Source organism: Methylobacterium sp. SyP6R (assembly GCF_019216885.1).
Classification (GTDB): domain Bacteria; phylum Pseudomonadota; class Alphaproteobacteria; order Rhizobiales; family Beijerinckiaceae; genus Methylobacterium.
In genome coordinates this window covers 5335472-5358687 of sequence record NZ_JAAQRC020000001.1, presented here as the reverse complement: position 1 = coordinate 5358687, position 23216 = coordinate 5335472, and the positions used below count along the sequence as shown (strand labels likewise).

The 23216-nt window shown below is 70.0% G+C and carries 21 protein-coding genes; 4 read left to right on the top strand and 17 right to left on the bottom strand.

Annotated features, from left to right (window positions below; all coding sequences use genetic code 11):
• Positions 1–218 precede the first annotated feature (218 nt).
• On the bottom strand, positions 219–1628 hold the full coding sequence (locus tag HBB12_RS24530; RefSeq protein WP_236991766.1) for an FAD-binding oxidoreductase: 1410 nt from the start codon (positions 1626–1628) through the stop codon (positions 219–221).
• 443 nt (positions 1629–2071) lie between these two features.
• Here HBB12_RS24530 and HBB12_RS24525 point away from each other — a divergent pair, with 443 nt between their 5' ends.
• Positions 2072–3163, top strand: a complete 1092-nt coding sequence (locus HBB12_RS24525; protein WP_236991765.1) for a S8/S53 family peptidase — start codon at positions 2072–2074, stop codon at positions 3161–3163.
• 6 nt (positions 3164–3169) lie between these two features.
• Here HBB12_RS24525 and HBB12_RS24520 read toward each other — a convergent pair whose 3' ends face one another.
• From HBB12_RS24520 to HBB12_RS24500, 5 genes are all read right to left on the bottom strand, one after another.
• Positions 3170–3967: a shikimate dehydrogenase family protein gene (locus tag HBB12_RS24520; RefSeq protein ID WP_236991764.1), complete on the bottom strand. Its 798-nt coding sequence runs from the start codon at positions 3965–3967 to the stop codon at positions 3170–3172.
• Between the two features lie 263 nt (positions 3968–4230).
• The gene (locus HBB12_RS24515) at positions 4231–5652 is read right to left on the bottom strand and encodes an SNF2-related protein (RefSeq protein WP_236991763.1); all 1422 of its coding nucleotides are present in this window, start codon (positions 5650–5652) and stop codon (positions 4231–4233) included.
• Between the two features lie 206 nt (positions 5653–5858).
• The gene (locus tag HBB12_RS24510; RefSeq protein ID WP_236991762.1) at positions 5859–6032 is read right to left on the bottom strand and encodes a hypothetical protein; all 174 of its coding nucleotides are present in this window, start codon (positions 6030–6032) and stop codon (positions 5859–5861) included.
• 26 nt (positions 6033–6058) lie between these two features.
• A complete protein-coding gene (locus tag HBB12_RS24505; RefSeq protein ID WP_236991761.1) occupies positions 6059–6352 on the bottom strand; it encodes a hypothetical protein in 294 nt (97 codons plus the stop codon).
• A 4-nt stretch (positions 6353–6356) separates the two neighbouring features.
• Positions 6357–6731 carry a hypothetical protein gene (locus tag HBB12_RS24500; RefSeq protein WP_236991760.1) on the bottom strand — a complete coding sequence of 125 codons (375 nt, stop codon included), beginning with the start codon at positions 6729–6731 and terminating at the stop codon, positions 6357–6359.
• A gap of 153 nt (positions 6732–6884) precedes the next feature.
• Here HBB12_RS24500 and HBB12_RS24495 point away from each other — a divergent pair, with 153 nt between their 5' ends.
• From HBB12_RS24495 to HBB12_RS24485, 3 genes are all read left to right on the top strand, one after another.
• Positions 6885–7493, top strand: coding sequence for a nitroreductase family protein (locus tag HBB12_RS24495; protein ID WP_442919376.1), 609 nt, complete (start codon positions 6885–6887; stop codon positions 7491–7493).
• Positions 7490–9103 (top strand): acetate--CoA ligase, encoded by a 1614-nt coding sequence (locus tag HBB12_RS24490; protein WP_236991758.1) that lies wholly within the window; start codon positions 7490–7492, stop codon positions 9101–9103. Before HBB12_RS24495 ends, HBB12_RS24490 begins: the two co-directional genes overlap by 4 nt.
• A 247-nt stretch (positions 9104–9350) precedes the next feature.
• Positions 9351–10751 (top strand): sulfatase-like hydrolase/transferase, encoded by a 1401-nt coding sequence (locus HBB12_RS24485; protein WP_236991757.1) that lies wholly within the window; start codon positions 9351–9353, stop codon positions 10749–10751.
• 100 nt (positions 10752–10851) lie between these two features.
• Here HBB12_RS24485 and atpC read toward each other — a convergent pair whose 3' ends face one another.
• The 11 genes from atpC to HBB12_RS24430 form a co-directional block, all read right to left on the bottom strand.
• Positions 10852–11253: an ATP synthase F1 subunit epsilon gene (gene atpC / locus HBB12_RS24480; protein ID WP_236991756.1), complete on the bottom strand. Its 402-nt coding sequence runs from the start codon at positions 11251–11253 to the stop codon at positions 10852–10854.
• Between the two features lie 80 nt (positions 11254–11333).
• Positions 11334–12791: a F0F1 ATP synthase subunit beta gene (atpD, locus tag HBB12_RS24475; protein ID WP_236991755.1), complete on the bottom strand. Its 1458-nt coding sequence runs from the start codon at positions 12789–12791 to the stop codon at positions 11334–11336.
• Between the two features lie 25 nt (positions 12792–12816).
• The gene (locus HBB12_RS24470; RefSeq protein ID WP_236991754.1) at positions 12817–13704 is read right to left on the bottom strand and encodes a F0F1 ATP synthase subunit gamma; all 888 of its coding nucleotides are present in this window, start codon (positions 13702–13704) and stop codon (positions 12817–12819) included.
• Between the two features lie 30 nt (positions 13705–13734).
• Entirely contained in the window at positions 13735–15264 is a 1530-nt protein-coding gene (gene atpA, locus HBB12_RS24465; protein WP_236991753.1) for a F0F1 ATP synthase subunit alpha, read from the bottom strand.
• A 63-nt stretch (positions 15265–15327) separates the two neighbouring features.
• On the bottom strand, positions 15328–15900 hold the full coding sequence (locus tag HBB12_RS24460; protein ID WP_236991752.1) for a F0F1 ATP synthase subunit delta: 573 nt from the start codon (positions 15898–15900) through the stop codon (positions 15328–15330).
• 238 nt (positions 15901–16138) lie between these two features.
• A complete protein-coding gene (locus tag HBB12_RS24455; RefSeq protein WP_236991751.1) occupies positions 16139–16279 on the bottom strand; it encodes a hypothetical protein in 141 nt (46 codons plus the stop codon).
• 2 nt (positions 16280–16281) lie between these two features.
• A complete protein-coding gene (locus HBB12_RS24450) occupies positions 16282–16983 on the bottom strand; it encodes a DsbA family protein (protein WP_236991749.1) in 702 nt (233 codons plus the stop codon).
• A 657-nt stretch (positions 16984–17640) separates the two neighbouring features.
• Positions 17641–18132: a glutathione peroxidase gene (locus HBB12_RS24445; protein WP_236991748.1), complete on the bottom strand. Its 492-nt coding sequence runs from the start codon at positions 18130–18132 to the stop codon at positions 17641–17643.
• 289 nt (positions 18133–18421) lie between these two features.
• Entirely contained in the window at positions 18422–20527 is a 2106-nt protein-coding gene (locus HBB12_RS24440; protein ID WP_236992879.1) for a TonB-dependent siderophore receptor, read from the bottom strand.
• A gap of 199 nt (positions 20528–20726) precedes the next feature.
• Positions 20727–21926, bottom strand: a complete 1200-nt coding sequence (locus HBB12_RS24435) for a Zn-dependent hydrolase (protein ID WP_236991747.1) — start codon at positions 21924–21926, stop codon at positions 20727–20729.
• Positions 21927–22928: 1002 nt separating this feature from the next.
• The gene (locus tag HBB12_RS24430) at positions 22929–23162 is read right to left on the bottom strand and encodes a DUF2171 domain-containing protein (protein WP_236991746.1); all 234 of its coding nucleotides are present in this window, start codon (positions 23160–23162) and stop codon (positions 22929–22931) included.
• Positions 23163–23216 lie beyond the last annotated feature (54 nt).

The window sequence follows — 23216 nt, the reverse complement described above, 5'->3', positions numbered from 1 at the left end:
CGGCTCGCCCCTGAACCCTCCCCCGTCCCAAGTCGGGCATGCCCGACTTGGGCTCGTGGATGCGGAACTCGGACTTGCCCGAGTTCCGTCGGGGGAGGGTTCGCCCGCGTGTCCCGTCCAGAGCGCTTCACGATCGCGCTGCAATCGCGAAGCTCTCTAAGTCTATGTTTTACTGCATTTTCTTCGACGAACCGGTGTCCACTTCGTCGGAAAATGCTCTAGCCCCGCGCCAGCACCTTTCCCGGATTGAGCATTCCCTCCGGATCCAACGCCGCCTTGATCCGCCGCGCCAGCGCCATCTCGTCGGGATGCCGGTGACGGGCGAGCTCGGCGACGCGGTACTGGCCGATGCCGTGCTCGGCCGAGATGCTGCCGCTGAAGCGGTCCACCACCCCGTGGACGAGGCCGTTGATCGCCTCGGACGAATGGTCCGGCCCGATCAGCACGTTGTAGTGGATGTTGCCGTCGCCCATGTGGCCGAAGGCGTTCACGCGGGTGCCCGGGGCGCCTGCCGCCAGCACCCGGCCGGCCTCGTCGAGGAAGGCGGGGATCGCGGTGATCGGCACCGAGACGTCGTGCTTGACGCTTCTACCCTCGCGGGCCTCGCACTCGGTCACGTGCTCGCGGAGCGCCCACAGCTCGGCGGCCTGGCGGCCGGATTCGGCCAGCACGCCGTCGAGGGCGTCCTCGCGCTCCAGAGCGGAGCCGAGCACGCCCTCCATCGCCTCGCGAAGCCCCGAGAGCGACGAGGCCGCCTCGATCAGCACGCTCCAGCCCGCCTGCCCGACCGGGCTCTTCAGGCCCGCATGCTTCTCCACCAGGCCGAGCGAGGTGCCGGAGATCAGCTCGAAGGCCTGGATGCTGTCGCCGATCTCCTCCTGCGCCAGGGTGAACAGGCGGAGCGCCGCCGCCGGATCGGGCACCGACAGCAACGCCGTCGCGCTGTGGCGCGGCTTGGGCACGAGGCGCAGCACGGCGGCCGTGACGATGCCGAGGGTGCCCTCGGTGCCGATGAAGAGCTGCTTCCAGTCGTAGCCGGCATTGTCCTTGCGCAGCGCCCGCAGACCATCGACGACGCTGCCGTCGGCGAGCACCACTTCGAGGCCGAGGACGAGGCCGCGGGTCATGCCGTAGCGCACCACGTTGATCCCGCCGGCATTGGTGGCGATCACGCCGCCGATGAGCGCCGAGCCCTCCGCCGCGAAGCTCACCGGCAGGAGCCGCCCGGCCGCCTCGGCGGCCTCCTGCGCGACCTTCAGGACGCAGCCGGCCTCGGCGGTCAGAGTCAGGCCGACGGGATCGACCGCCCGGATCGCAGTCATGCGCGCGAGCGACAGCACCACCTGCGTCCCGGAGCCGTCCGGCACGCCGCCGCCGGCAAGCCCCGTATTGCCGCCCTGCGGCACCAGGGCGGCGCCGGCCTCGGCGCAGAGCCGCACCACGTCGGCCACCTCGGCGGTGGAGGACGGACGCACCACGCAGGCCGGCCGCCCCGGGAAGAGCCGCCGCCAGTCGATCGCGAAGGGGGCCATGTCGGCCTCGTCGGTGAGGAGGCCGGCGGGACCGAGGCGTGCCCCGAGGCGGTGGATCAGGTCGTCGTGAAGGGGCTGGTGGGCCGGAAGGGTCATCGGCGTCCTCCGGGGGTCGCGCGGGCGGGATCGGGAATCGCGCCGGCCTCGCCCGGATGGCCGCCGGGGTCAAGCCCGCGCGGGCAGCGGCGGCGTCATCGCGCGCCACCGATGGGAAAGACCATTTCAGCCGCGCCGGCCGGATCGGGGCTTTCATCCAAGTTTTCGGCGAAGGCGTGCGCCTCTGTCGGCGGAAAGTACTTGCAATACATTCAAACGTATATAAAACCCCGCACAATGCCCGAATGGAGATGACGATGCCCGACCGGCGCGTGATTCTCGTCCTGCCGACGCAGGAGGCGCTGCACGATTCGGCCATGATGAGGCTGAATGGTGGCGGCGGAATCCAACGGCGGCTCACCGGATTGCCAGTCCGAGCGGACATAGACACACGCTTTTCTGCCGTCCCGCTCGGGGATAGTCAGTCCGGCTCGCCCGTCTCGGTGTCGTCACCCGACGGCGCCTCGCACTACGCCGTCCGGGCGACGATCGACGCCGCGGCCGAGCCGGCGGCGCTGACGACGGAGGGCGCGGCGATCTTCTCCGATCCGCCGATCGCGCATTTCACGGCGCCGGCCAGCGTCCCGGGCGGCACGGCGGCCGAGGTGGCGCAGCGCCTCGGCGTGTCCGGGCTCGCCGCGCGCCGGCTCGACGGCGCGGGCGTGGCGATCGCGGTGGTGGATGGGGGGATCAACCTCGCGCACCTGGCGTCGCGAGACGTCGCAGCCTCGCTCGACGCCGCGGTGACCTGGCCGCCCCATCCGGTGGAGGCCGGCCACCACCCGGTCGGCCCCGGCACGCTCTGCGCCTATGGCGCCCTGATCGCCGCCCCGCGGGCGACGCTGCTCGACCTGCCCATCCTGCCGGCGACGGGGCCCGGCCTCCTCAGCGACGCGCTCCAGGCCTATGCCCGCCTGCTCGCGGCGGTGCGGGCGGACAAGCCGCGCTTCAAGGCGCTCGTCGTCACCAATTCCTGGGGGCTGGGCCACGAGAGCTGGGATTTTCCGGCCGGGCATCCCGGACGCTACGTCGACAATCCGGGCCATCCCTTCAACCGGATCGTCGGAACGCTGTCGCGCTACGGCGTCGACATCCTGTTCGCGGCCGGCCATGGCGGCCAAGATGGCTCCGGCGCCCGGAGCCGGTCCGCCATCATGGGGGCGAACGCTCATCCGGACGTCATCACGGTGACCGGCGCGACCCTGCGGGGCCGGCGGACGGCCTACGCCTCGGAGGGGCCCGGCATCCCCGGCATGGTCTACGCCAAGCCCGACCTCGCGAGCTATACGGACTTCCTCGGCTCGGAGGCGGGCGGGCCCGGCGAGGCCGATGCCGGGACCTCCGCCGCCTGCCCGGTCGCCGCCGGCTGCGTCGCCGCGCTTCGGACCCGGGTGCCGCACCGGGTCCTCAATCCCCGCGACCTCACCGTCGCGCTCCGGGCCGACGCTCTCCGCCGCGGCCCGTCGAGCTGGCACCAGAGCCTCGGCTACGGGGTGATCGCGCCGTTGCGCACCGCCATGCGCCTCGGGCTGTGACCCGGGTCACGGCTGCATCCGCAAGAAATCCGCCATCAGGGCGAGCTGGCCATCCAGCATCGGCAGGCCCGGATGGGTGCGGCAGCCCCGCGCCGCCGCCGCCGCGAGCAGCGGGGTCTCGGCCGGCTGCATGATGATCTCGGCCACGAGCTGGTCCGGCGTGAGCCCGGCGGGATCGAGGGGCAGGGCATCGTCGGGGCGCAGACCCAGCGAGGTGGCGTTGACCACGAGGTCGTGGCCCGCCGGATCGGGGCCGCCGAGGGCCAGCGTCAGGTCGGGGACGAGCCGGCGCAGGCGAGAGACCAGGTCCTCCACCCGCGCGGGCGTGCGGTTGTGCACGGTGAGACGGCTCACCCCGGCCTCGGCGAGGGCGAAGGCGATGGCGTTCGCCGCCCCGCCGGCCCCGGCGAGGTAGACGCTGCGGCCCCGCGGGTCGTGGCCCGCCGCCCTCAAGCCGGCGACGAAGCCGGCCCCGTCCAGGATCTCGCCGACGAGGCGGCCGTCGGGCTCGCGCCGCACGGCGTTGACGGCGCCGACCAGCCCGGCCGCGTCGCTGACGGAATCGAGGAGCGGCACGATCGCGGTCTTGTGCGGCACGGTGACGATCGCGCCGCCGAAGCTCCGCACCGCCCGCAGGCCCGCCAGCACCGTCGCGAGATCGGCCGCCGCGACGTGGAGCGGGACCATCACCCCGTCGACCCCGCGCTCGGCCATGATGCGGTTGAGCCCCTGCGGCGCCTTCACCTGGGCGATCGGGTCGGCGAGGATCGCGAAGACGCGGGTGCGGCCGGTAATCTCTGTCATTGCGCCGTCTCTCCTCCGAAGCGCGCGGTGCGGATCATGCGTGCCGGCGCACGAACGGGACCGGCTTGCAGGCTCATACGACTTCCGATTGATCGCTTCGCGATGCGGAAGTCGGCTTCGCTCAAGCGCCGCGCGGGCTGGTGATACTAAATCCGGAAGGGATCTTCCGGATTTAGTATCAGGCTCTTGTTCGACCGCAGATTGTCGTTGCGAACCCGACCGCCGCCCCTGCGACATCCGCTGGGCCCCGGCGGGCCGGGACATCACTCCGCCTCACCATCGATGATCCGCCCGATGGCGTCGAGGAGGGAGGTATCCTCGCCGGCCATCCTGTCCATCCCGGCCATGCGGGCGATCACCGTGGCGGCGACCCGCTCCTCCACGGTGCCCTCCGCATAGGCGAACAGGATCGCGGCGCACTCGCCGTCGCGGTGGCAGCGGCCCTCGATCTGGCTCAGCTGGATCGCGCTGTGGCGCATGTCGTGGACGATCAGGCTGCGCGGGCGCTCGCCGCCGGGCAATTCGTTGCGGTGGAGCGAGATCGATTCGGTGACGGTGAACACCACCGCGTCGAGCTCGCCGCGCTGGAAGGCGACCCGGACCGCCTCGTTGGTCTCCGATTTTTGCGTGCCGTCGATGGTGCCGGCGCGCCAGCCGCGGCCGGTCAGCCCGGCCGCGAGCGCCGCGCCGGTCTCCAGGAACGCCACCGAGACCGCCACCTGCTCGCCGGCCTGCAACAGATCCTCGGCGAGGTCGAGCGTCCCGTTGACCCGGATCAGGCTCGCCTTCTGGCGGAAACGCAGATCGGCCGCCCAGCCGGCGGCGCGCCGGTTCGAGCCCCCGGCCAGGCCCCATTCGCGGCGGAACTCGCGCCAGGTCGCGTCGTAGAGGCGCTTGGCCGGTGCATCGAGGGCGGTGGGGGCGAGGTCGCGCTGCACCTCGGGCCAGCCGGCGATGTCGGCCGGCCGCCGCCGGAGCCCGATCGCGTTCCGGCCGCGATAGAGGAGGCCGGCCATCGTCTCCTGGTCGCGGGCATTCGGCTCCCACGACCAGTTCTGCCAGCGCCCCTTGGCCCGGCCGATCGTCAGGTGCTGCATCAGGGCGCGGAAATCGGCCAGGGTCTCGACCGGGCGGCCGACGGCGTGGCCGAGCAGGGCGCCGAGATAGGACAATTCGTGCGGCGCCTGGCCCGCGGTGGCGCTGGCATAGACCGTGAAGGCCGCGGCCTCGGCGACCCGGCGGCAGGCCTGGCCCTGCTGCGAGTTCGGGTTGCGCAGGCGGTGGGCCTCGTCGAACACCACGATCGGCCAGACGCGCTTGGGGAGGCCGAGCTTGGCGAGCTCGTTGTTCTTCGCCCGCACCGAGCGGCGGGCGCTGGCAGCGGGGAGCGCCAGCAGGGACTTGGTGCGCTCGTAGTTCGTGAGCGTCACGTCCTTCTCGGCCAGCCCCGAATCCCGGATCGTGCGCCGCCATTGCGGCATCGCTCCCTTCGGGCAGACGATCAGCACGGCGCGCTCCGGCATCGCCGCCACCGCACCCCAGACCGACAGCGTCTTGCCGAGCCCCGTCATGTCGCCGAGGAGGAAGCCCGGACGGCCCTCGGCCCGGGCGGCCAGGATGGCGCGGGTCGCCTCGACCTGATGCGGGCGGGGGATCAGGCGGGGCGGCGCGGAGAGGGAGGACATCGGCCCCGTATGCCGGGGGGCGGGACCGCGCTCAAGGGCGCCCCTGAACTCTCCATCCTCTGCGCAGGGCTGTCCGGGGATAAGGAATGGCGCGGGAACCCTCCTCTCCCCGCCCGCGGGGAGAGGGGAAACCCACGCCCTTATTCTTTCCCCGGACAGCCCTGCCCTCCGCAAGGAGGGCTCCCCGCCGCGCGTGGGACCGATCGCTACCCCGCCCCCGGATCGACCTCGTCGCCTTGCCGGTCCCCGGCATGGGCACCGGATTTGTTGCTCTCGCCGTCGCCGTCCTTCGGCACCGCCGCGACGCCCTTCAGGTCGTCGGCGGTGATCCTGTCGTCGCGGGCCGGCTTGCCGTCCCGGTCGTCCTTGCGTTCCGCCATGCCGTGCTCCCCTCTCGCCGCCTCGATCACCGATCGACCTCGCCGCCTGTCTTCTCGGTCCGGTATTCGCCGTCCGCGACCTTCTCGCCTTCGCGGGGACCCTGCGCGGCGATCTGGTCGGAATGGCCGCCGGAGCTGCCGCCGACCGAGACCGGCGGCCGGCCAGGGGTGCCGGCCGAGGACCATTCGCGCTTCAGCTCGGCCTCGTCGCGGCCGCCCCCCTCCTGCCGGGTGATCGCCGCCTGCTCGGGGGTCTGGTGGCCGCCGCCGACCGCCGGCTCGCCCCGGCTGCCCACGACGTCGTCGGGCTTGCGCGTCATCGCGTCACTCTCCCTCGTCCTGGCCGACCGCCGCCGTCGCCCGGTCGATCGCTTCCTTGGTGGCGGAGTTCCGGGTGGCCGGCGTCTGCGCGGCGGGGCCGCCGGTCGAGGGATCGCTGATCCGGCGCAGGTTCTCCGGCGGCGTCTCGTCCTCGGTGGCCTGGCTGCCGTCGGTGGCGCCGATCGCATCGAGACGATTGAAGTCCGAGGCGGTCCGGGCATCCTGCGCCTGGCCCATCGGGTCGTGGGTCATGTCCTCTTGCGTTCGCGGCGGCACCCCGACATCCAGGGGCGAATCCTGACCGAGATCCTGGCCGTTGCGGTCGGTATAGGGATCGAAGTCGCGCAAGCTGGGCCGCGCCTGATTCGTCTTGTCCATGAGGGTCTCCTGTCGCGGCCGCCTCGTCCGTGTCGGGGACAACACCGGGGACGGTATGATGTTTCCGCGGGTCAGCCGCGCCCGAGGCCCCATGCCCCGGCCCGTGACAACCGCCGCGCTTGCTGGCAGGACGGCGCGACATCCACGGAGAACCTGACGCCCGTGACCACCGCCAATTCCCGTCAAGCCGACCATCCGATCGACGCCCGGTTCCTCGAGCGCTGGTCGCCCCGCGCCTTCACCGGCGAGGCGGTGCCTCTGCCCGACCTGATGACGATGATCGAGGCGGCGCGCTGGGCCCCCTCGGGCTACAACTCGCAGCCCTGGCGCTTCGTCTACGCCCTTCGCGACACCCCCGCCTGGGAGACGCTGTTCGGGCTCCTCGTGCCGTTCAACCAGGGCTGGGTGAAGAATGCCGGCGCGCTGGTGTTCCTGGCCTCGAACGGCATGATGCAGACGCCGGACGGGCTGAAGCCGTCCTACAGCGCCTCCTTCGATGCCGGCACGGCCTCGGCCCTGTTCCAGCTCCAGGCGGTGACGATGGGCTGGCACGCCCACGGCATGACCGGCTTCGACCACGAGCGGGCGCCGGCCGCGCTCAACCTGCCGCCCCACCACCGGGTCGAGGCCGCCTTCGCGGTCGGCCGCAAGGCGGATCCCGCGACCCTGCCGGAGGAGACCCGCGCCCGCGAGACCCCGAACAGCCGCCACCCCCTGGCCGACTTCACGTTCGAGGGCGGGTTCCCGCCGCGCGAGGCGTGATCCCGACTGCTTACGAGGAGTGGCGCTCCGGGTTCCGCTGGCGCATCCCGGAGCGCTACAACATCGCGGTCGACGTCTGCGACCGCTGGGCCGCGACCGATCCGGAACGCACCGCGATCCTCGACGTGTCGGCGAGCGGCCGGGTGGAATCCTGGAGCTTTGCCGCCTTGCGCGAGGCGTCGAACCGCTTCGCCAATGCCCTGCGGGCTCACGGCATCCAGGCCGGCGACCGGGTGGCGGTGCTGCTGCCGCAATCCCCCGCCGTGGTGGTGGCCCATCTCGCGATCTACAAGCTCGGCGCCGTGGCCCTGCCGCTCGCGGTGGTGTTCGGGCCGGAAAGCCTGCTCCACCGCCTCGGCGATGCCGGGGCGCGGGCCGTCGTGACCCATGCCGGCGGCGTGGCCAAGCTCGATCCTTTGCGCGACGTGCTGCCGGACCTCGACCTCGTCGTCTCGACCGACGGCGTCGGCGATCGCGCGCTCGGCTATGCCGACCTTCTGGCGGCGGCCTCGCCCGACCTCGTCCCGGTCGACACGCGGGCCGACGACCCGGCCCTGATGATCTACACCTCCGGCACCACCGGCCCGCCGAAGGGAGCCCTGCACGGCCACCGGGTGCTGCTCGGCCACCTGCCGGGATTTGCCATGATGCACGACTTCATGCCGAAGCCCGGCGACCGGATGTGGACCCCGGCCGACTGGGCCTGGGCCGGGGGCCTGCTCAACGCGCTGCTGCCGAGCCTGCATCACGGCGTCGCCGTGGTGGCGCGCAAGGCGGAAAAGTTCGAGCCCGAGGAGACGTTCCGGCTGATGGCCGACCTTTCGGTCGCCAACGCCTTCGTGCCGCCGACGGCGCTGAGGATGCTGCGCACCGTCGCCGATCCGAACGGGCGCTTCGACCTGCGCCGCCTTCGCACCCTGGCCTCCGCCGGCGAGATGCTGGGGCCGGAGACCTTCCACTGGGCGCGCGAGGCGCTCGGGCTCACCATCAACGAGGCCTATGGCCAGACCGAGTGCAACCTGGTGCTCGCCTCCTGTGCGGGCTTGGGCGTGGCGCGCGCAGGCTCGACCGGTCGACCGGTGCCGGGCCACAGCGTCGCGGTGATCCGCCCGGACGGCAGCCCGGCGGCTCCCAACGAGACCGGCCAGATCGCCGTCGCCCGGCCCGATCCGGTGATGTTCCTGCGCTACTGGAACGACCCGGAGGCGACGAAGCGCAAGTTTCTCGGCGACTGGATGACCACCGGCGACCAGGGCCGGATGGACGCGGACGGCTACGTCCACTTCGTCGGCCGCGACGACGACGTCATCACCTCGTCGGGATACCGGATCGGCCCCGGCGAGATCGAGGATTGCCTCCTGCGCCACCCGGCCGTCGCGCTCGCCGCCGCGGTGGGCAAGCCCGATCCGGTCCGCACCGAGATCGTCAAGGCCTTCGTGGTCCTGCGCCCCGGATACGCGGCGTCCGAGGCCTTGGCCGCCGAGATCCAGGCCTTCGTACGCAAGCAGCTCTCGGCCCACGAATATCCGCGCGAGATCGCGTTCCGGTCGAGCCTGCCGCTCACCACCACCGGCAAGATCATCCGGCGGGTCTTGCGCGACGAGGCATAGGAGACGGTATCCGATTCCAGACGCCGGGCTGCGCCGCTGGGTCATCCTTTTCTCTTCATCGCATGGCGGCAGCGCCGGATGACGGGAATGGCTACCGCCGAACGTCGCTCCCAAATGTATCGCGGCCAATGCAACGGCGGTTAACTCGCCAAGCGTCCGACGATATAACCCGAATGGGCAGCTGTTAGACTTAAGCTCTGACCGGATCTGAAGCGCGAATTAACTCGCGGCGGGCTAGGAAGCCGGCATGTACCAGCGTCATGGCTCTGCAGCCCGCGCCGCGATCGGGCGTTTCGTTCGCTGCCTTCCGGCCTTCTTCATGCCGGATCGCCCTTGCCTGCTCCTGCTGGTCGGCGGCCTCGTGCTGCCGAACGTCCTGGCGCTGGCCATCGACACCGTCGCGGGCGTGCCGCCGCGGACGAGCGCCATCGCGCTCTACGCGGTGATCGCCCTCATGGCCGGCAGGCTGCCGGGCTACGCCCTGGTGCTGCTCGGCCTGTCGACGATGGTGTTCGATCTCGTTTTCGCCGTCGCCCGGATGTTCTTCCTCGATCCCGACGGGCTGATGCACCTGATCGACCTCGACGTGCTGGCGACGCTCCTGGCGACACCGGTCTACGCGGCCGGCGCCGTCGCGGTCGTCGGGGTCACGCTCGCCTACCTGGCCTTCCTGGTGCGGGCCGGCCCGGCAATGCGCCGGGGCAACCGCCCCGTCTTCGCGGCGGCGGTCGCCGCGCTGCTGATCGGCGACGGCCTCGTCAACGGCTCCACGGCCTACGATTTCGGAACCCTGGCGAGCACCGGCAAGGCGTTCGAGTCGGGGAGCACCCGGTCCGGGTTCGATGCTCTGCCCGACCAGAAGCGGCCGCCCCGCCGGGTCCTGATGGTCCTGGTCGAGGGCCTGGGCGTCCTGCGCGACGGCAACCAGCGTGCGATCCTGACGGCGCCGTTCGACGATCCGGCCCTGCGCCGGCTCTACACAATGACGACCGGCACGAGCGCCTTCTTCGGTGCCACCGCGTCGGGCGAGATGCGCGAGCTGTGCCGCACCTACCGCGCGCACCGCGAGGTCTTCGCCGGGGAAGATCCGACCTGCCTGCCCGACCGGTTCGCTGCCCTCGGCTACCGGACGGTCTCGGTGCACGGCTACCATGCCGGCTTCTACGGCCGCGCGCACTGGTACCCGTTGGCCGGCTTCCAGAGGAGCCTGTTCGGCGAGACCTTGGGAGCTCTCTTCCCGAAGACCTGCGGCGGCCCGTTCCCGGGACCTTGCGACACCGATCTGGCGCACGTCGTCGGCGCCGAGCTGGACGCGCCCGGGCCGTCCTTCGTCTACTGGCTCACCCTGAACTCGCACGTGCCGGTGCCGCGGCACGAGGCGACCCCGCGGCAGGATTGCGGACAGCCGGGCAGCCGATTTCCCGATCCGGAGGTCTGCGCCATGGTGGAGATCTGGCAGGACCTGTTCGCGGCGGTCTCGCACCTCGCGCTCACCCATCCGGGGACCGAGATCCTGATGGTCGGCGACCACGCCCCGCCGCTGTGGCGCCGGGCCGCCCGCGACGCGTTCAAGCCCGGCCGGGTGCCGTGGATCCGGCTCGCGCCGATCCCGGTCGCCACCGCGGGGCTCGCCGCGGCCAAGCCCTGAAAAGTAAGCGCCTGAAGACCGGCCTGAACGCGAGGAAGGCGGCGGAGCCGTGCCCCGCCGCCTCCGATACGGTCTCGCTGGTCGCTGTGCCGTGCGCGGATCAGAAGCTCAGCGCCACCTTGGCCTCGCGCAGCTGCGCGATCTGGCCTTCGATCTCGAGCTTGCGGTCGTAATCGTCGGTGGCATCGTAGAGCATCTCGGCCGCCGCGATGTCGGCATCGATGATCGCCGGGGTCAGTTCCTCGAGGGGGGTGGCGCGCTCGGCGATCACGGTCAGCGAGGTCGCGTTGATCTCGGCGAAGCCTCCGCGCACCAGCACCCGCTTGCCGTGCTGCGGGCTCTCGGTGATGACCAGCATGCCGGTCTTGAGGGTGGTGAGCACGGGCGCGTGGCCGGGCAGCACCGTCATCTCGCCCTCGGAACCCGGAAGCTGCACGGCGTCGACCGGGCCGGAATACAGGATCCGCTCGGGGCCGACGAGGTCGAACTGGAAGGTGGCCATGGGGTCAGGTCGTTTCCGGTTTCGTCAGACGCACGAAAGGGCCCGGTCGTGAGACCGGGCCCGTCTTAAGTCGCTGCCGATCAGGCCGCGGCGGCGAGGCGCTGGGCCTTCTCCTTGGCCTCCTCGATCGAGCCGACCATGTAGAAGGCGGCCTCGGGGAGGTTGTCGTACTCGCCGTCCACCAGGCCCTTGAAGCCCTTGATGGTGTCCTCGAGGGCCACGAGCTTGCCCGGCGAGCCGGTGAAGATCTCGGCGACGTGGAACGGCTGGCTCAGGAAGCGCTCGATCTTGCGGGCACGGGCGACGGTGAGCTTGTCCTCCTCGGACAGCTCGTCCATGCCCAGGATCGCGATGATGTCCTGGAGCGCCTTGTAGCGCTGCAGCACCTGCTGGACGCGGCGGGCGACGTTGTAGTGCTCCTCGCCGAGGATCGCCGGCGACAGCATGCGCGAGGTCGAGTCGAGCGGATCCACCGCCGGGTAGATGCCCTTCTCGGCGATCGAGCGCGACAGCACGGTCGTGGCGTCGAGGTGGGCGAACGAGGCGGCGGGCGCCGGGTCGGTCAGGTCGTCCGCCGGCACGTAGATCGCCTGCACCGAGGTGATCGAGCCCTTGGTGGTGGTGGTGATGCGCTCCTGCAGGGCGCCCATGTCGGTGGCGAGCGTCGGCTGGTAGCCCACCGCCGAGGGGATGCGGCCGAGCAGCGCCGACACTTCCGAACCCGCCTGCGTGAAGCGGAAGATGTTGTCGACGAAGAACAGCACGTCCTGGCCCTCGTCGCGGAAATGCTCGGCGACGGTGAGGCCGGTCAGGGCGACGCGGGCGCGGGCGCCCGGGGGCTCGTTCATCTGGCCGTAGACCAGGGCGCACTTGGAGCCTTCCGCGGAGCCGTGCTCCTTGGGGTCCATGTTCACCTTGGACTCGATCATCTCGTGGTAGAGATCGTTGCCCTCGCGGGTCCGCTCACCGACGCCGGCGAACACCGAGTAGCCCGAGTGGGCCTTCGCGATGTTGTTGATGAGCTCCATGATCAGCACGGTCTTGCCGACGCCGGCGCCGCCGAACAGGCCGATCTTGCCGCCCTTGGCGTAGGGCGCCAGCAGGTCCACCACCTTGATGCCGGTGACGAGGATCTGCGCCTCGGTCGACTGCTCGGCGTAGGACGGGGCCGGCTGGTGGATGGCGCGGAGCGACTCGGTCTTGATCTCGCCGGCCTCGTCGATCGGCTCGCCGATGACGTTCATGATGCGGCCGAGCGTGTTGGCGCCGACGGGCACGCGGATCGGCGAGCCGGTATCGGTGACTTCCTGGCCGCGGACCAGGCCCTCGGAGGTGTCCATGGCGATGCAGCGCACGGTGTTCTCGCCGAGCTGCATGGCGACCTCGAGGACGAGGCGGTTGCCGTTGTTCTTGGTCTCGAGGGCGTTCAGGATCTCGGGCAGGTGACCCTCGAACTGCACGTCGACGACCGCGCCGATGACCTGGGTGATGCGGCCGGCCTTGGTCGAGCCGGCGACGGGGGTGGCAGTGTTCGCCATGATGCTAATCCCTGATTGCGTGCGGTCAGAGCGCCTCGGCGCCCGAGATGATCTCGATCAACTCCTTGGTGATCATCGCCTGGCGCGTCCGGTTGTAGATCAAGGTCTGCTTCTTGATCATCTCGCCGGCGTTGCGCGTGGCGCTGTCCATGGCACCCATGCGCGCGCCCTGCTCGGAGGCGGCGTTTTCCAGGAGCGCCCGGAGGATCTGGACGGTGAGGTTCTTCGGGAGAAGGGCGGCGAGGATCTCGCCCTCGCCGGGCTCGTACTCGTAGACCGCGTCGGCCGAGGCGCCGGTGGTGGCGGCCTCCGTCGGGGCGATCTCCGCCGGGATGATCTGCTGCGCCGTCGGGATCTGGGCGATCACCGAGCGGAAGCGCGAGTAGAACAGGGTCGCGACGTCGAACTCGCCCGCGTCGTAGCGGCCGAGCAGGTTGCGGGCGATGCCTTCCGCGTTCTCGAAGCCGAGCTGGCGCACGCCGCGCAGCTCGATCAGCTCGACGATCTGGTCGCGGAACTCGCGACGCAGGACGTCGTAGCCCTTCTTGCCGACGCAGATGATCTTGACCGTCTTGCCCTGCGCCATCAGCCGCCGGGCATGGTCACGGGCGAGCCGCGAGATCGAGGAGTTGAACGCGCCGCACAGGCCCCGTTCCGCCGTGCAGACGACGAGCAGGTGGGTGCGGTCCTGGCCGGTGCCGGAGAGCAGCCGGGGCGTCTCCGCCCCGGGGGTCAGGTTGGCGGCGAGGTTGCCGAGCACCTGCGCCATGCGCTCGGCATAGGGCCGGGCGCTCTCCGCCGCCATCTGCGCCCGGCGCAGCTTGGCGGCGGCGACCATCTGCATCGCCTTGGTGATCTTCTGGGTCGCCTTCACCGAGGTGATGCGATTGCGCAGGTCCTTCAGACTCGCCATCGGAGCGTCCTTTGGTGTCGAGCCGGAGGCTTACTGGAAGGACTTGGCGAAGGACTCGACCACGCCCTTCAGCTTGGCGCCGCTGTCGGCCGACAGCTCCTTGGAGGAGCGGATCGTGTCGAGCAGGTCGGCGTGGCGGGTGCGCAGGGTCGAGAGCAGGCCGTCCTCGAAGGCGCGGACCCGGTTGACGGGAATCGCGTCGAGGTAGCCGTTCACGCCGGCATAGATCACCGCCACCTGCTCTTCCATCTTCAGCGGCGAGAATTGCGGCTGCTTCAGGAGCTCGGTCAGGCGGGCGCCGCGGTTGAGCAGCTTCTGGGTCGAGGCGTCGAGGTCCGAACCGAACTGCGCGAAGGCCGCCATCTCGCGGTACTGCGCCAGCTCGCCCTTGATCTTGCCGGCGACCGACTTCATCGCCTTGGTCTGGGCGGCGGAGCCGACGCGGGACACCGAGAGGCCGACGTTCACCGCCGGGCGCACGCCCTGGTAGAACAGGTCGGTCTCGAGGAAGATCTGGCCATCGGTGATCGAGATCACGTTGGTCGGGATGTAGGCCGAGACGTCGTTGGCCTGGGTCTCGATGACCGGGAGCGCGGTCAGCGAGCCGTTGCCGGCGGCGTCGCCCATCTTGGCGGCGCGCTCCAGCAGGCGGGAATGCAGGTAGAACACGTCGCCCGGATAGGCCTCGCGGCCCGGCGGGCGGCGCAGCAGCAGCGACATCTGGCGGTAGGCTACGGCCTGCTTCGACAGGTCGTCGTACACGATCACGGCGTGCATGCCGTTATCGCGGAAGTACTCGCCCATGGCGCAGCCGGCGAAGGGCGCCAGGAACTGCATCGGGGCGGCGTCGGAGGCGGTGGCGGCGATAACGATGGAGTACTCCATCGCGCCGTTATCCTCGAGCACCTTCACGAACTGCGCGACGGTGGAACGCTTCTGGCCGACCGCGACGTAGACGCAGTACAGCTTGGCCTTCTCATCGGTGCCGGCATGGGCCGGCTTCTGGTTCAGGATGGTGTCGAGCGCGACGGCGGTCTTGCCGGTCTGGCGGTCGCCGATGATCAGCTCGCGCTGGCCGCGGCCGATCGGGATCAGGGCGTCGATCGCCTTGAGGCCGGTCGCCATCGGCTCGTGCACCGACTTGCGCGGGATGATACCCGGGGCCTTCACGTCGACCCGGCTGCGCTTCTCGGCGACGATCGGGCCCTTGCCGTCGATCGGGTTGCCGAGCGCGTCGACGACGCGGCCGAGCAGGCCCTTGCCGACCGGCACGTCCACGATGGCGCCGGTGCGCTTGACGGTCTGGCCTTCCTTGATCTCGCGGTCGGAGCCGAAGATCACGACGCCGACATTGTCCTGCTCGAGGTTCAGGGCCATGCCGCGCACGCCCGACTCGAACTCGACCATCTCACCGGCCTGGACGTTGTCGAGGCCGTAGACGCGGGCGATGCCGTCGCCGACCGACAGGACCTGACCGACCTCGGTGACCTCGGCCTCCTGGCCGAAGTTCTTGATCTGCTCCTTCAGGATGGCGGAGATCTCGGCGGCACGGATGTCCATCTGGACCTTCCCTCGTTCGTTCGTGTCGGGCGTTGTTCTGGGTCGGCGGGTGCGTCGGGGCCCTTAGCGGGCGCCCTGCATCGCCAGGCGGATGCTGTTGAGCTTGGTGCGCAAGCTAGCGTCGACCATGCGCGAGCCGAGCTTGACGACGATGCCGCCGATCAGGCTCGGATCGATGCGGAGATCGAGATCGACCTCGGCCTTCGCGACGTCCTTGAGGGACGCCTTGATGTCCTGGAGCACCGCGTCGGAAGGCTGCTCGGCGAGCCGCACCTCGGCGCGGACGATGCCCTTCGATTCGCGCACCAGCTCGCGATAGGCGCGGATCATGTCCGGCAGGGCGAACAGGCGGCGGTTGGCGGCCGACAGGCGGATGAAGTTGCCGGCCAGCCCCCCGATGCCGGCCTTGGCCAGCACGGCCTCGATCGCCTTGACCTGATCCTCGGCCGAGAAGGCCGGGCTGCGCACGAGGCGCCGCAGGTCGGCGCTCTCGGTCAGCAGGGCGTCGAACCGGTCGAGCCCCTCGGCCACCGCGTCGACGGCCCGCTCGTCGCGCGCGAGCTCGAACAACGCCGAGGCGTACCGCCCGGCGACGCCCGCCAGGGGGGAACCCGATTCCGATGCGTTCTGAGCCACCAGCGCTCTCTCTTCATGTCCTGGCCCGACGGGTCCGGCCGATCGCGCCGGTCTGGAAAAGAGCGGCGGCGGCGCGCGGCCCGTCGATGATGGGAAAGGCTCCGGCGCGAGAAGACTGCCCCCTCCCCCGGCGCGGCGCCGGCCTAGCATGGGTTTTTAAGGGGCGCAAGGCGAGCGGAGGCGCGGCAATCGCGAGGCGGGCCGTAGGCTTAAACCCATCCGGCGCCTCGCGGTTGCGTCAACGGGGCGGCACTTCGACGATGGTCGGATTGCGCTCGCGCGAAGCGCCTCCTGCCGGACGCGGCAGGGATTCTTCCTCCGCGGCGCCGGGCCGAGGAGGTTTCGTCACGGTTTCCGAATGATTTCGCAGGTCGGCCATCGTCAGCTCCCGCAGGCGATCTCGTCGCATTCGGCCACGCTGGCGAGGACCCGGGCGAGGCTCTTCGGTCCCGGATAGCCGAGAAGCGCCGAGGTGCCGACGACGTAGGACGGGGTCGCGTGCAGGCCGAGATTAGCGGCGAGCCGCATCTGGCTCTTCAGGGCCTCGCGCACCTCGTCCGAATCCGCCCCCTGCTCGATCGCCGCCCGGTCGAGGCCGAGGCGGGCGGCTGCGTCGAGCGCCCGGAGCCCGTCGATCCGTCCGGAGGTGCCGGGTCCGAGCAGCGCCGTGTAGAGCTTGGCGGTCGCGGCCGAGCCGCCGGTGCGCTGCACGGCCATCGCCACCTTGGCGGCCTGGGCCGACTGCACCGACAGGATCGGGTTGTTGATCAAGCCGATGCGCAGGTCCGGATTGGCCTTGACGAGGTCGTCGAGGTCGCGCGCCGCCGCCCGGCACCACGGGCAATTGTAGTCGAAGAATTCGTAGAGGGTGACCGAGGCCTCCCGCGGCCCGAGCCAGGTCACGCCGCGCAAGGTCCCGATCTCGGAGGCGAGTTCGCCCGGCAGGCGGGTGTTGGGGATCGGCTGGCCGTTGTCGCCGGTCACCGCGCGCCACTGGCCCTCCGTCTGCGCCAGGGCCCCGGTGGCGAGGGCGGGGATGGCCGCCAGGGAGGCGGCCAGGAGGGAGCGGCGGGACAGGGACATGGGCGGATTTCCGGGGCGACGGGACCTCGTCACGCCTCAAGGTCTAGCTCGGCCATTTTGGCCGGATGATGGCCTCACACCAGGCTCGGCTGTTCAGGGCGATGCCCAATCCCCGATCTGCCCATCCGGGCCATGTACGTGATGGCGCGTGTGACGGCATCGGCCAAAGGCAAGGATAAAGCGCGATTCCCCTCTCCCGAGTGGGAGAGGGGTCAGGGGTGAGGGTGGCTCGGTGTCCGCAATGACCCTGAACCGTCGAGCTGTGCGGCTAGACACTCAGCGCTCTACGCGGAAGCGTGCCACCCTGCGCGATCTTCGATCGCCCCTACCCCTCTCCCACTCGGGCTAGCGGATTCACACTTCTCCTCAGAGAGCTAAACCACTGTAACTGTGCGCGTTTTCCCCTCCCCCTTGTGGGGAGGGGTCAGGGGTGGGGGTGGTGCAGGAGGCACCGCAGCGCTCTATCCGGCACCACCCCCACCTCCAACTCCTCCCCACAAGCTTGAGCGATCTCGGGCAAGCCCGGGATCGCCTGGGGAGGAGAGGCGCGCGACTTTCAAATGGAGAAGCGCTCGAACCGAGATGTGTGAATACGCTAGCCCACTCGGGAGAGGGGATCCCGCGACTTATTCTTCAAGCGCACTTGAAGTGACGATATCACATCGTCTCGGCCAAAGCCTTCTCCACCGCGGCCTCCAGCGCCTCCGGCTTCACCCGCGGGGCGAAGCGTTCGATCACCCGCCCGTCGCGGCCGATCAGGAACTTGGTGAAGTTCCACTTGATCGCCTGGGTGCCGAGCAGACCCGGCTTTTCCTGCTTCAGATGGGAGAACAGCGGCTCGGCCTTCGCCCCGTTCACCTCGACCTTGGCGAGGAGCGGGAAGGTCACGTCGTATTTGAGCGTGCAGAACCGGGCGATCTCGGCGGCGTCGCCCGGCTCCTGGGCGCCGAACTGGTTGCAGGGAAAGCCCAGGACCACGAGGCCGGCGTCGCGGTGGCGCCGCCACAGCTCTTCGAGCCCGGCATATTGCGGGGTGAAGCCGCAGGCCGAGGCGGTGTTGACGACGAGCAGCACCTTGCCCCGGTACTGCGCGAGCGGGTGGGGCGTACCGTCCGGGGCGGCGGGGGCGAAGTCGTGGATTGTGGTCATGACGGCCTTATGGCGGAGCCCGCCCCTGCCGTCAGCCTCCGAGCCTGGTTGAGCACGATTTTCCAACCAAGACTTGAGGTGATCGGGGCAATCCCAAACATTCACCTCATCCTGAAGTGCGACCGCAGGGAGCCTCGAAGGAGGGCTCCAGAAACCACCGAGACTTCTGGAGCCCTCCTTCGAGGTCAGTCGATCTTCGATCGACTAACACCTCAGAATGAGGTAAATAGGCAGGATATTTCGATGCTCACTGTCAGATTTCGACAGTCGAAGCTGCTTGGACAAGCGCTCAGAACCGGGCCGCCACCCCACCCATGATCGTGCGCGGGAGGCCCGGCGTCGCGTAGCGGTTCTGCCACGAGCGGTCGAAGTAGCGCTCGTCGAACAGGTTGTCGACGTTCAGGTACACCCGCACGTCGGGCGTGATCGTGTAATACGAGATCAGGTTGGCGAGGGTGTAGTCCGGCAGCTTGAAGGTCGGGCGGGCTTCGCCGGCCAGGCGCGAGCCGACATAGGTGATCCCGCCGCCGAGCCCGAGGCCGCGCAAAGGCCCGTCCTGGAACTCGTAGACGCTCTGCACCGCAAGACTGTTCTGCGGGATATTGGCGAGCCGGGCGCCGACCGGGGCGGTGGTAGCCTCGGTGAGCGCGGCATCGACGAAGGCGTAGGTGCCGATCACCCGCCAGCCCGGGGCGAGGAAACCCACCACGCTCATGTCGAAGCCGCGGCTCCGCGCCGCCCCGGCCGCGGTGTTGAAGCCCTGGTCGACCGGATCGGTGACGAGCTGGTTGGTGCGCCGGATGTCGAAGAAGGCGGCGGTGGCATCCAGCCGGCCGTCGAGGAGGCTGAGCTTGACCCCGGTCTCGACGCTCTCGGCCTGCTGGAACGGGAAGGGCCGGCCAGTGCGGTCGGTGCCGGGATTGGGCCGGAACGACTGGGAGTAGTTGCCGTAGATCGAGGCAATCTCGGTCACGTCGTAGACCAGGCCGATGCGCGGCGTCGCCGCATTGCCCTGCTGCCGCGTGATCGTCTTGTTGATATAGTTCGCCGTATCGAGGGCGATGTCCTCGACCCGCACGCCGACGAGGGCATGGAGCTTCGGCGTCAGGTCGATCTGGTCCTGGACGTAAGCAGCATAGCTTGTGGTGTTCTGCAGGAAGTCGCTGAACGGCCGCGTGGGGACGGGAAGCGGCTGGCCGTAGACCGGCGCCAGCAGGTTCAGAGCGAAAGGATTGATGGCGGGGTTCGAGATGAGGGGGATGGCCTCGCGGTAGCGCAAGGCGTCGCGCTCGAGGCCGACGAGCAGGGTGTGGCGGAAGGCACCGGTCTCGAACTTGCCGGCGAGGTTGATCTGCAGGTCGAGGTCCGACCAGGTCAGTTCGCGCCGGTCGTAGGTGCGCGAGAACACGCCATTGTTCCCGACGGTCCCGGTGGCCTGGACCGCCTGGCCGGCGAGGTTGCCGGCCAGGAGCTGTGCGCCGGCATTGATGACCCAGTCCGCGTCGAGCTTATGCTCGACGCGCAACTGGCCGAGCGCGTTGTCGTTGCGGAACGGCGGCAGGCCCGGCTCGCCGATGTAGCGGCTGCGCGGCACCGCCCGCAGGTCGCCGCGCAACGGCACGATGCCGCGGTCGAAGATCTGGCCGGCGCTGATGAACTCGCCTTCCAGCGTCACCGTGGTGTCGGCATTCGGCTTCCAAGCGATGACGGGGGCGAGGTAGGTGCGGTCGCCGTGGACGAAATCGCGGAAGCTGCCGTTGTCCTCGACCGCGCCGGTGAGGCGGGCGAGCACCGTGCCGCCCTCGTCGAGGGCGCCGGTGGCGTCGAAGGTGCTGCGCTTGGCGTTGAAGCTGCCGAATTGCGTGCCGATCGTGAGCGAGCGCTCAGGCGTCGGCTGCTTCGTCACGATGTTGAAGGTGCCGCCGGGATCGCCGCGGCCATAGAGGAAGGCCGAGGGGCCTTTCAGCACCTCGATCCGCTCGATCGACACGATGTCGGGCGAGTTCGGGTAGCCGCGGTTGATCGGGAAGCCGTTGCGATAATACTCGCCGGTGGCAAAGCCCCGGATGGTGAACTCGGTGAGGCCGAGACCGCCGAAATTGTTCGCGCGGCCGACGCCGGCGAGATCGAGCGCGGTGTCGATCCGCGTCGCCGCCGCATCCTCGAGAACCTGCCGCGGCACCGGCACGACGGTCTGGGGCACCTCGCGCAGCGGCGTGTCGGTGCGGGTCGCGCTGACCGTGTTGCGGGCGAGATACCCGTCGGTCTTCAAGGGGTTGCCGCTGCTGCCGGCGACCGAGATCTCGTCGAGCTGGATTTCGGGCGAGACATCGGCGGCAGCCTGTGCCCGCGCCGCCTGCGGCATCAGGGCCAGGCTCGGCACGGCACAGGTCATCGACAGGGCGGCCGCAACGGCGGCACCGCCCCGGAAAGTTTTCACAGTCACGGTCGGGATCTACACGAATAGCTACGCTTGGGCTGGCCCTACGGCATGAGACACCGACCGTCAACGTTCAGACACGATGAGACAGACACTCTACTTGTGGAGAAACAAATCTTCATTTGAATAAATACAAACACATCCGGGCACCCGGTCAGGCGAGCGCCCGCTCCGCCGCCGCGGCCAGCGCCTGCACGCCGAGCACCAGGTCCTCTTCCTTCGTGTCCTCGGCCCAATGATGGCTGATGCCGCCGATCGAGGGCACGAACAGCATCGCGGCGGGCATCATCTTGGCGACGTTCTGGGCGTCGTGGCCGGCCCCCGAGGGCATCGTCTGCCAGTTGCCCGGGCACAGGGCCTCGGCCGCCCCCGAGAGAGCGGCCATCAGGCCGGGATCGCACAGGGCCGGGCTGTTGCGGGAGATCGCGTGCAGGGTCGCGGTGCAGCGCTCGCGCCGGTTGCTCTCGCGGATCAGCGCCCGCAGGGTCGCCTCCATCCGCTCCAGCACCGGCATCGAGACGTCGCGGAACTGGAACAGGATCTCGGCCCGGCCCGGGATGATGCTCGGCGCGCCGGGATCGAGGATGATCCGGCCGGTGGTCCAGGTGCTGCGCTCGCCGCAGACCTGCGGGAAGGCGTCGTCGATGGCGGCGAGCAGGCGCACGGCGGTGAGCCCCGCATCCCGGCGCTCCGCCATGGTCGTGCCGCCGGCATGGTCCTGCGCGCCCTCGATCACGATCCGCCATTGCCAGATCGCCACGATGCCGGTGACGATGCCGAGGCGCCGGCCCGCCGCTTCGAGCTGCGTGCCCTGCTCGATATGCATCTCCAGGAAGCCGCGGTAACGTCCCGGCTCCAGTTGCATCCGTGGCAGGCCGGCGAGACCGGCCGCTTCAAGCGCCTCGCGCAAGGGGGTACCGTCGGTGCGGTTGCGGCTGCCGTCGATCTCGGCCTCGGTGACCTCGCCGATGGCGGAGCGGCTGCCGAGAAAGCCGACGTCGAAATGCCCCTCCTCGTCGGCGAAGGCGCAGACATCGACCGGCAGCCCGGCCCGGGCCAGCGCGATCCCCGCCACCACGCCGAGCGCCCCGTCGAGCCAGCCGGCCTCGTTCTGGCTCTCGATGTGGCTGCCGACGAGGAGATGCGGCCCCGCCCCCGGATGACGGCCGAGCACGGTGCCGACGCCGTCGATCGCGGGTCGAAGGCCGCATTCCTCCAGGCGCCGCATCAGCCAGCGCCGGGATTCCATGTCCTGCGGGGAATAGGTCGGACGGTGCACGCCGGTGCGGAAGCGGCCGATGGCCCGCAGGTCGTGGAGATCCGTGAGGAAGGCCTGCGTGTCGATCGTCCGCATGTGTCTCGCAGCCATGGGTTACCGCGCCAGAGGCCCGGGGCTCTGCACGGATCGCGTGAGGCACGATCCGTACCATGACACCGGCGAGCCAAGCCATAACAAGCAGGACGGTCCGGTGCGCGCCTCCCTCGCCACCCGTCGGGCCCGGGGATCGGCGTGCCTGCACGGCCGATGAACGAGGCGGAGCCTCGCCATTCAGCCGTCCTCCGTCATGGGGACGCGGGGGGACTTCTCGAGAGGTCCAAACGCGATGAACACGTCTTTCGGTCTCGTAGCGGCGACAGCCCTCGTGCTCGGCGCCATCTCGATCTCGCCGGCATCGGCTCATGGCGGGCATCATCATGGCGGGCATCATCATGGCGGGCATCATCATGGCGGCCCGCACGGCCACCACCATCGCGGCCATGGTGGGCATCACCATCATGGCGGAGGCGGTCACCACCCTCACCGCGGCGGCGGCTGGCACGGTTCGCACTGGCATGGACCGCACTGGAGCGGGCGCCCGATCATCGCGCGGGGTGGTCCCCGGCGCGTCCTTGTGGCGGGGTCCTATCCCGTCTACGGCCGGCCCGTGGGCTATGGACCCGGCTGCACGACCACCCGGCGCGTCGGGCCGACACCGTGGGGATGGCACAAGGTCGTGACAACCCGGACCTGCCTCGTCCCGTAGGGCAGCGTCCGATCGCAGCGCGATCGGACGAGGCTCACGCCGCGCCGATCACGGCAAAAAGAAGGCCCGCCGAGGCGGACCTTGGTCTCAGTTCACGCCCGGGAACCACGCGGCAGCGGACCGGGTTTGTCCTGTGCAGGGCGGTGGCGATGCCGCTGCGCTGCTCGCGCCCTCCTCGGGCGTTTCCTCCCTAGACTCGGGCCGCCTTCTCGCAGGGCGGCCTTTTTTTCGTCCAGGATTGTTAACCTAACTCGAATCAGAGCCTTGGGTTGCATCCTCCATTGGCGGCCTGCCCTCAGCCGAAAGGCGTTCCGCCCGGGAAGCGCGAGGCCTTACGCCGTCGCCCACTCGTCCTTCGCCTCGGCCTTCGTGCGGTTGAGGCGCACCTGCCCATCCTCGATGCCGGCGATCGAATCCACATGGATGAAGTGGTGGTGGCCGCCGGCCTCCGGGTCGGTCTTCGTCAGCTTGATCCGCTGCCCGTCGAGGTGATCGATGGTGCCGACATGACCGCCGTCGGAACCGACGACCGGCATGTGCTCCTTGATGCGGCTCGTATCGATCATCGCGGCTTTCCTTCTGGTGCGGCGATCAACGAGGATACAGGGGGCGGGTTCCGG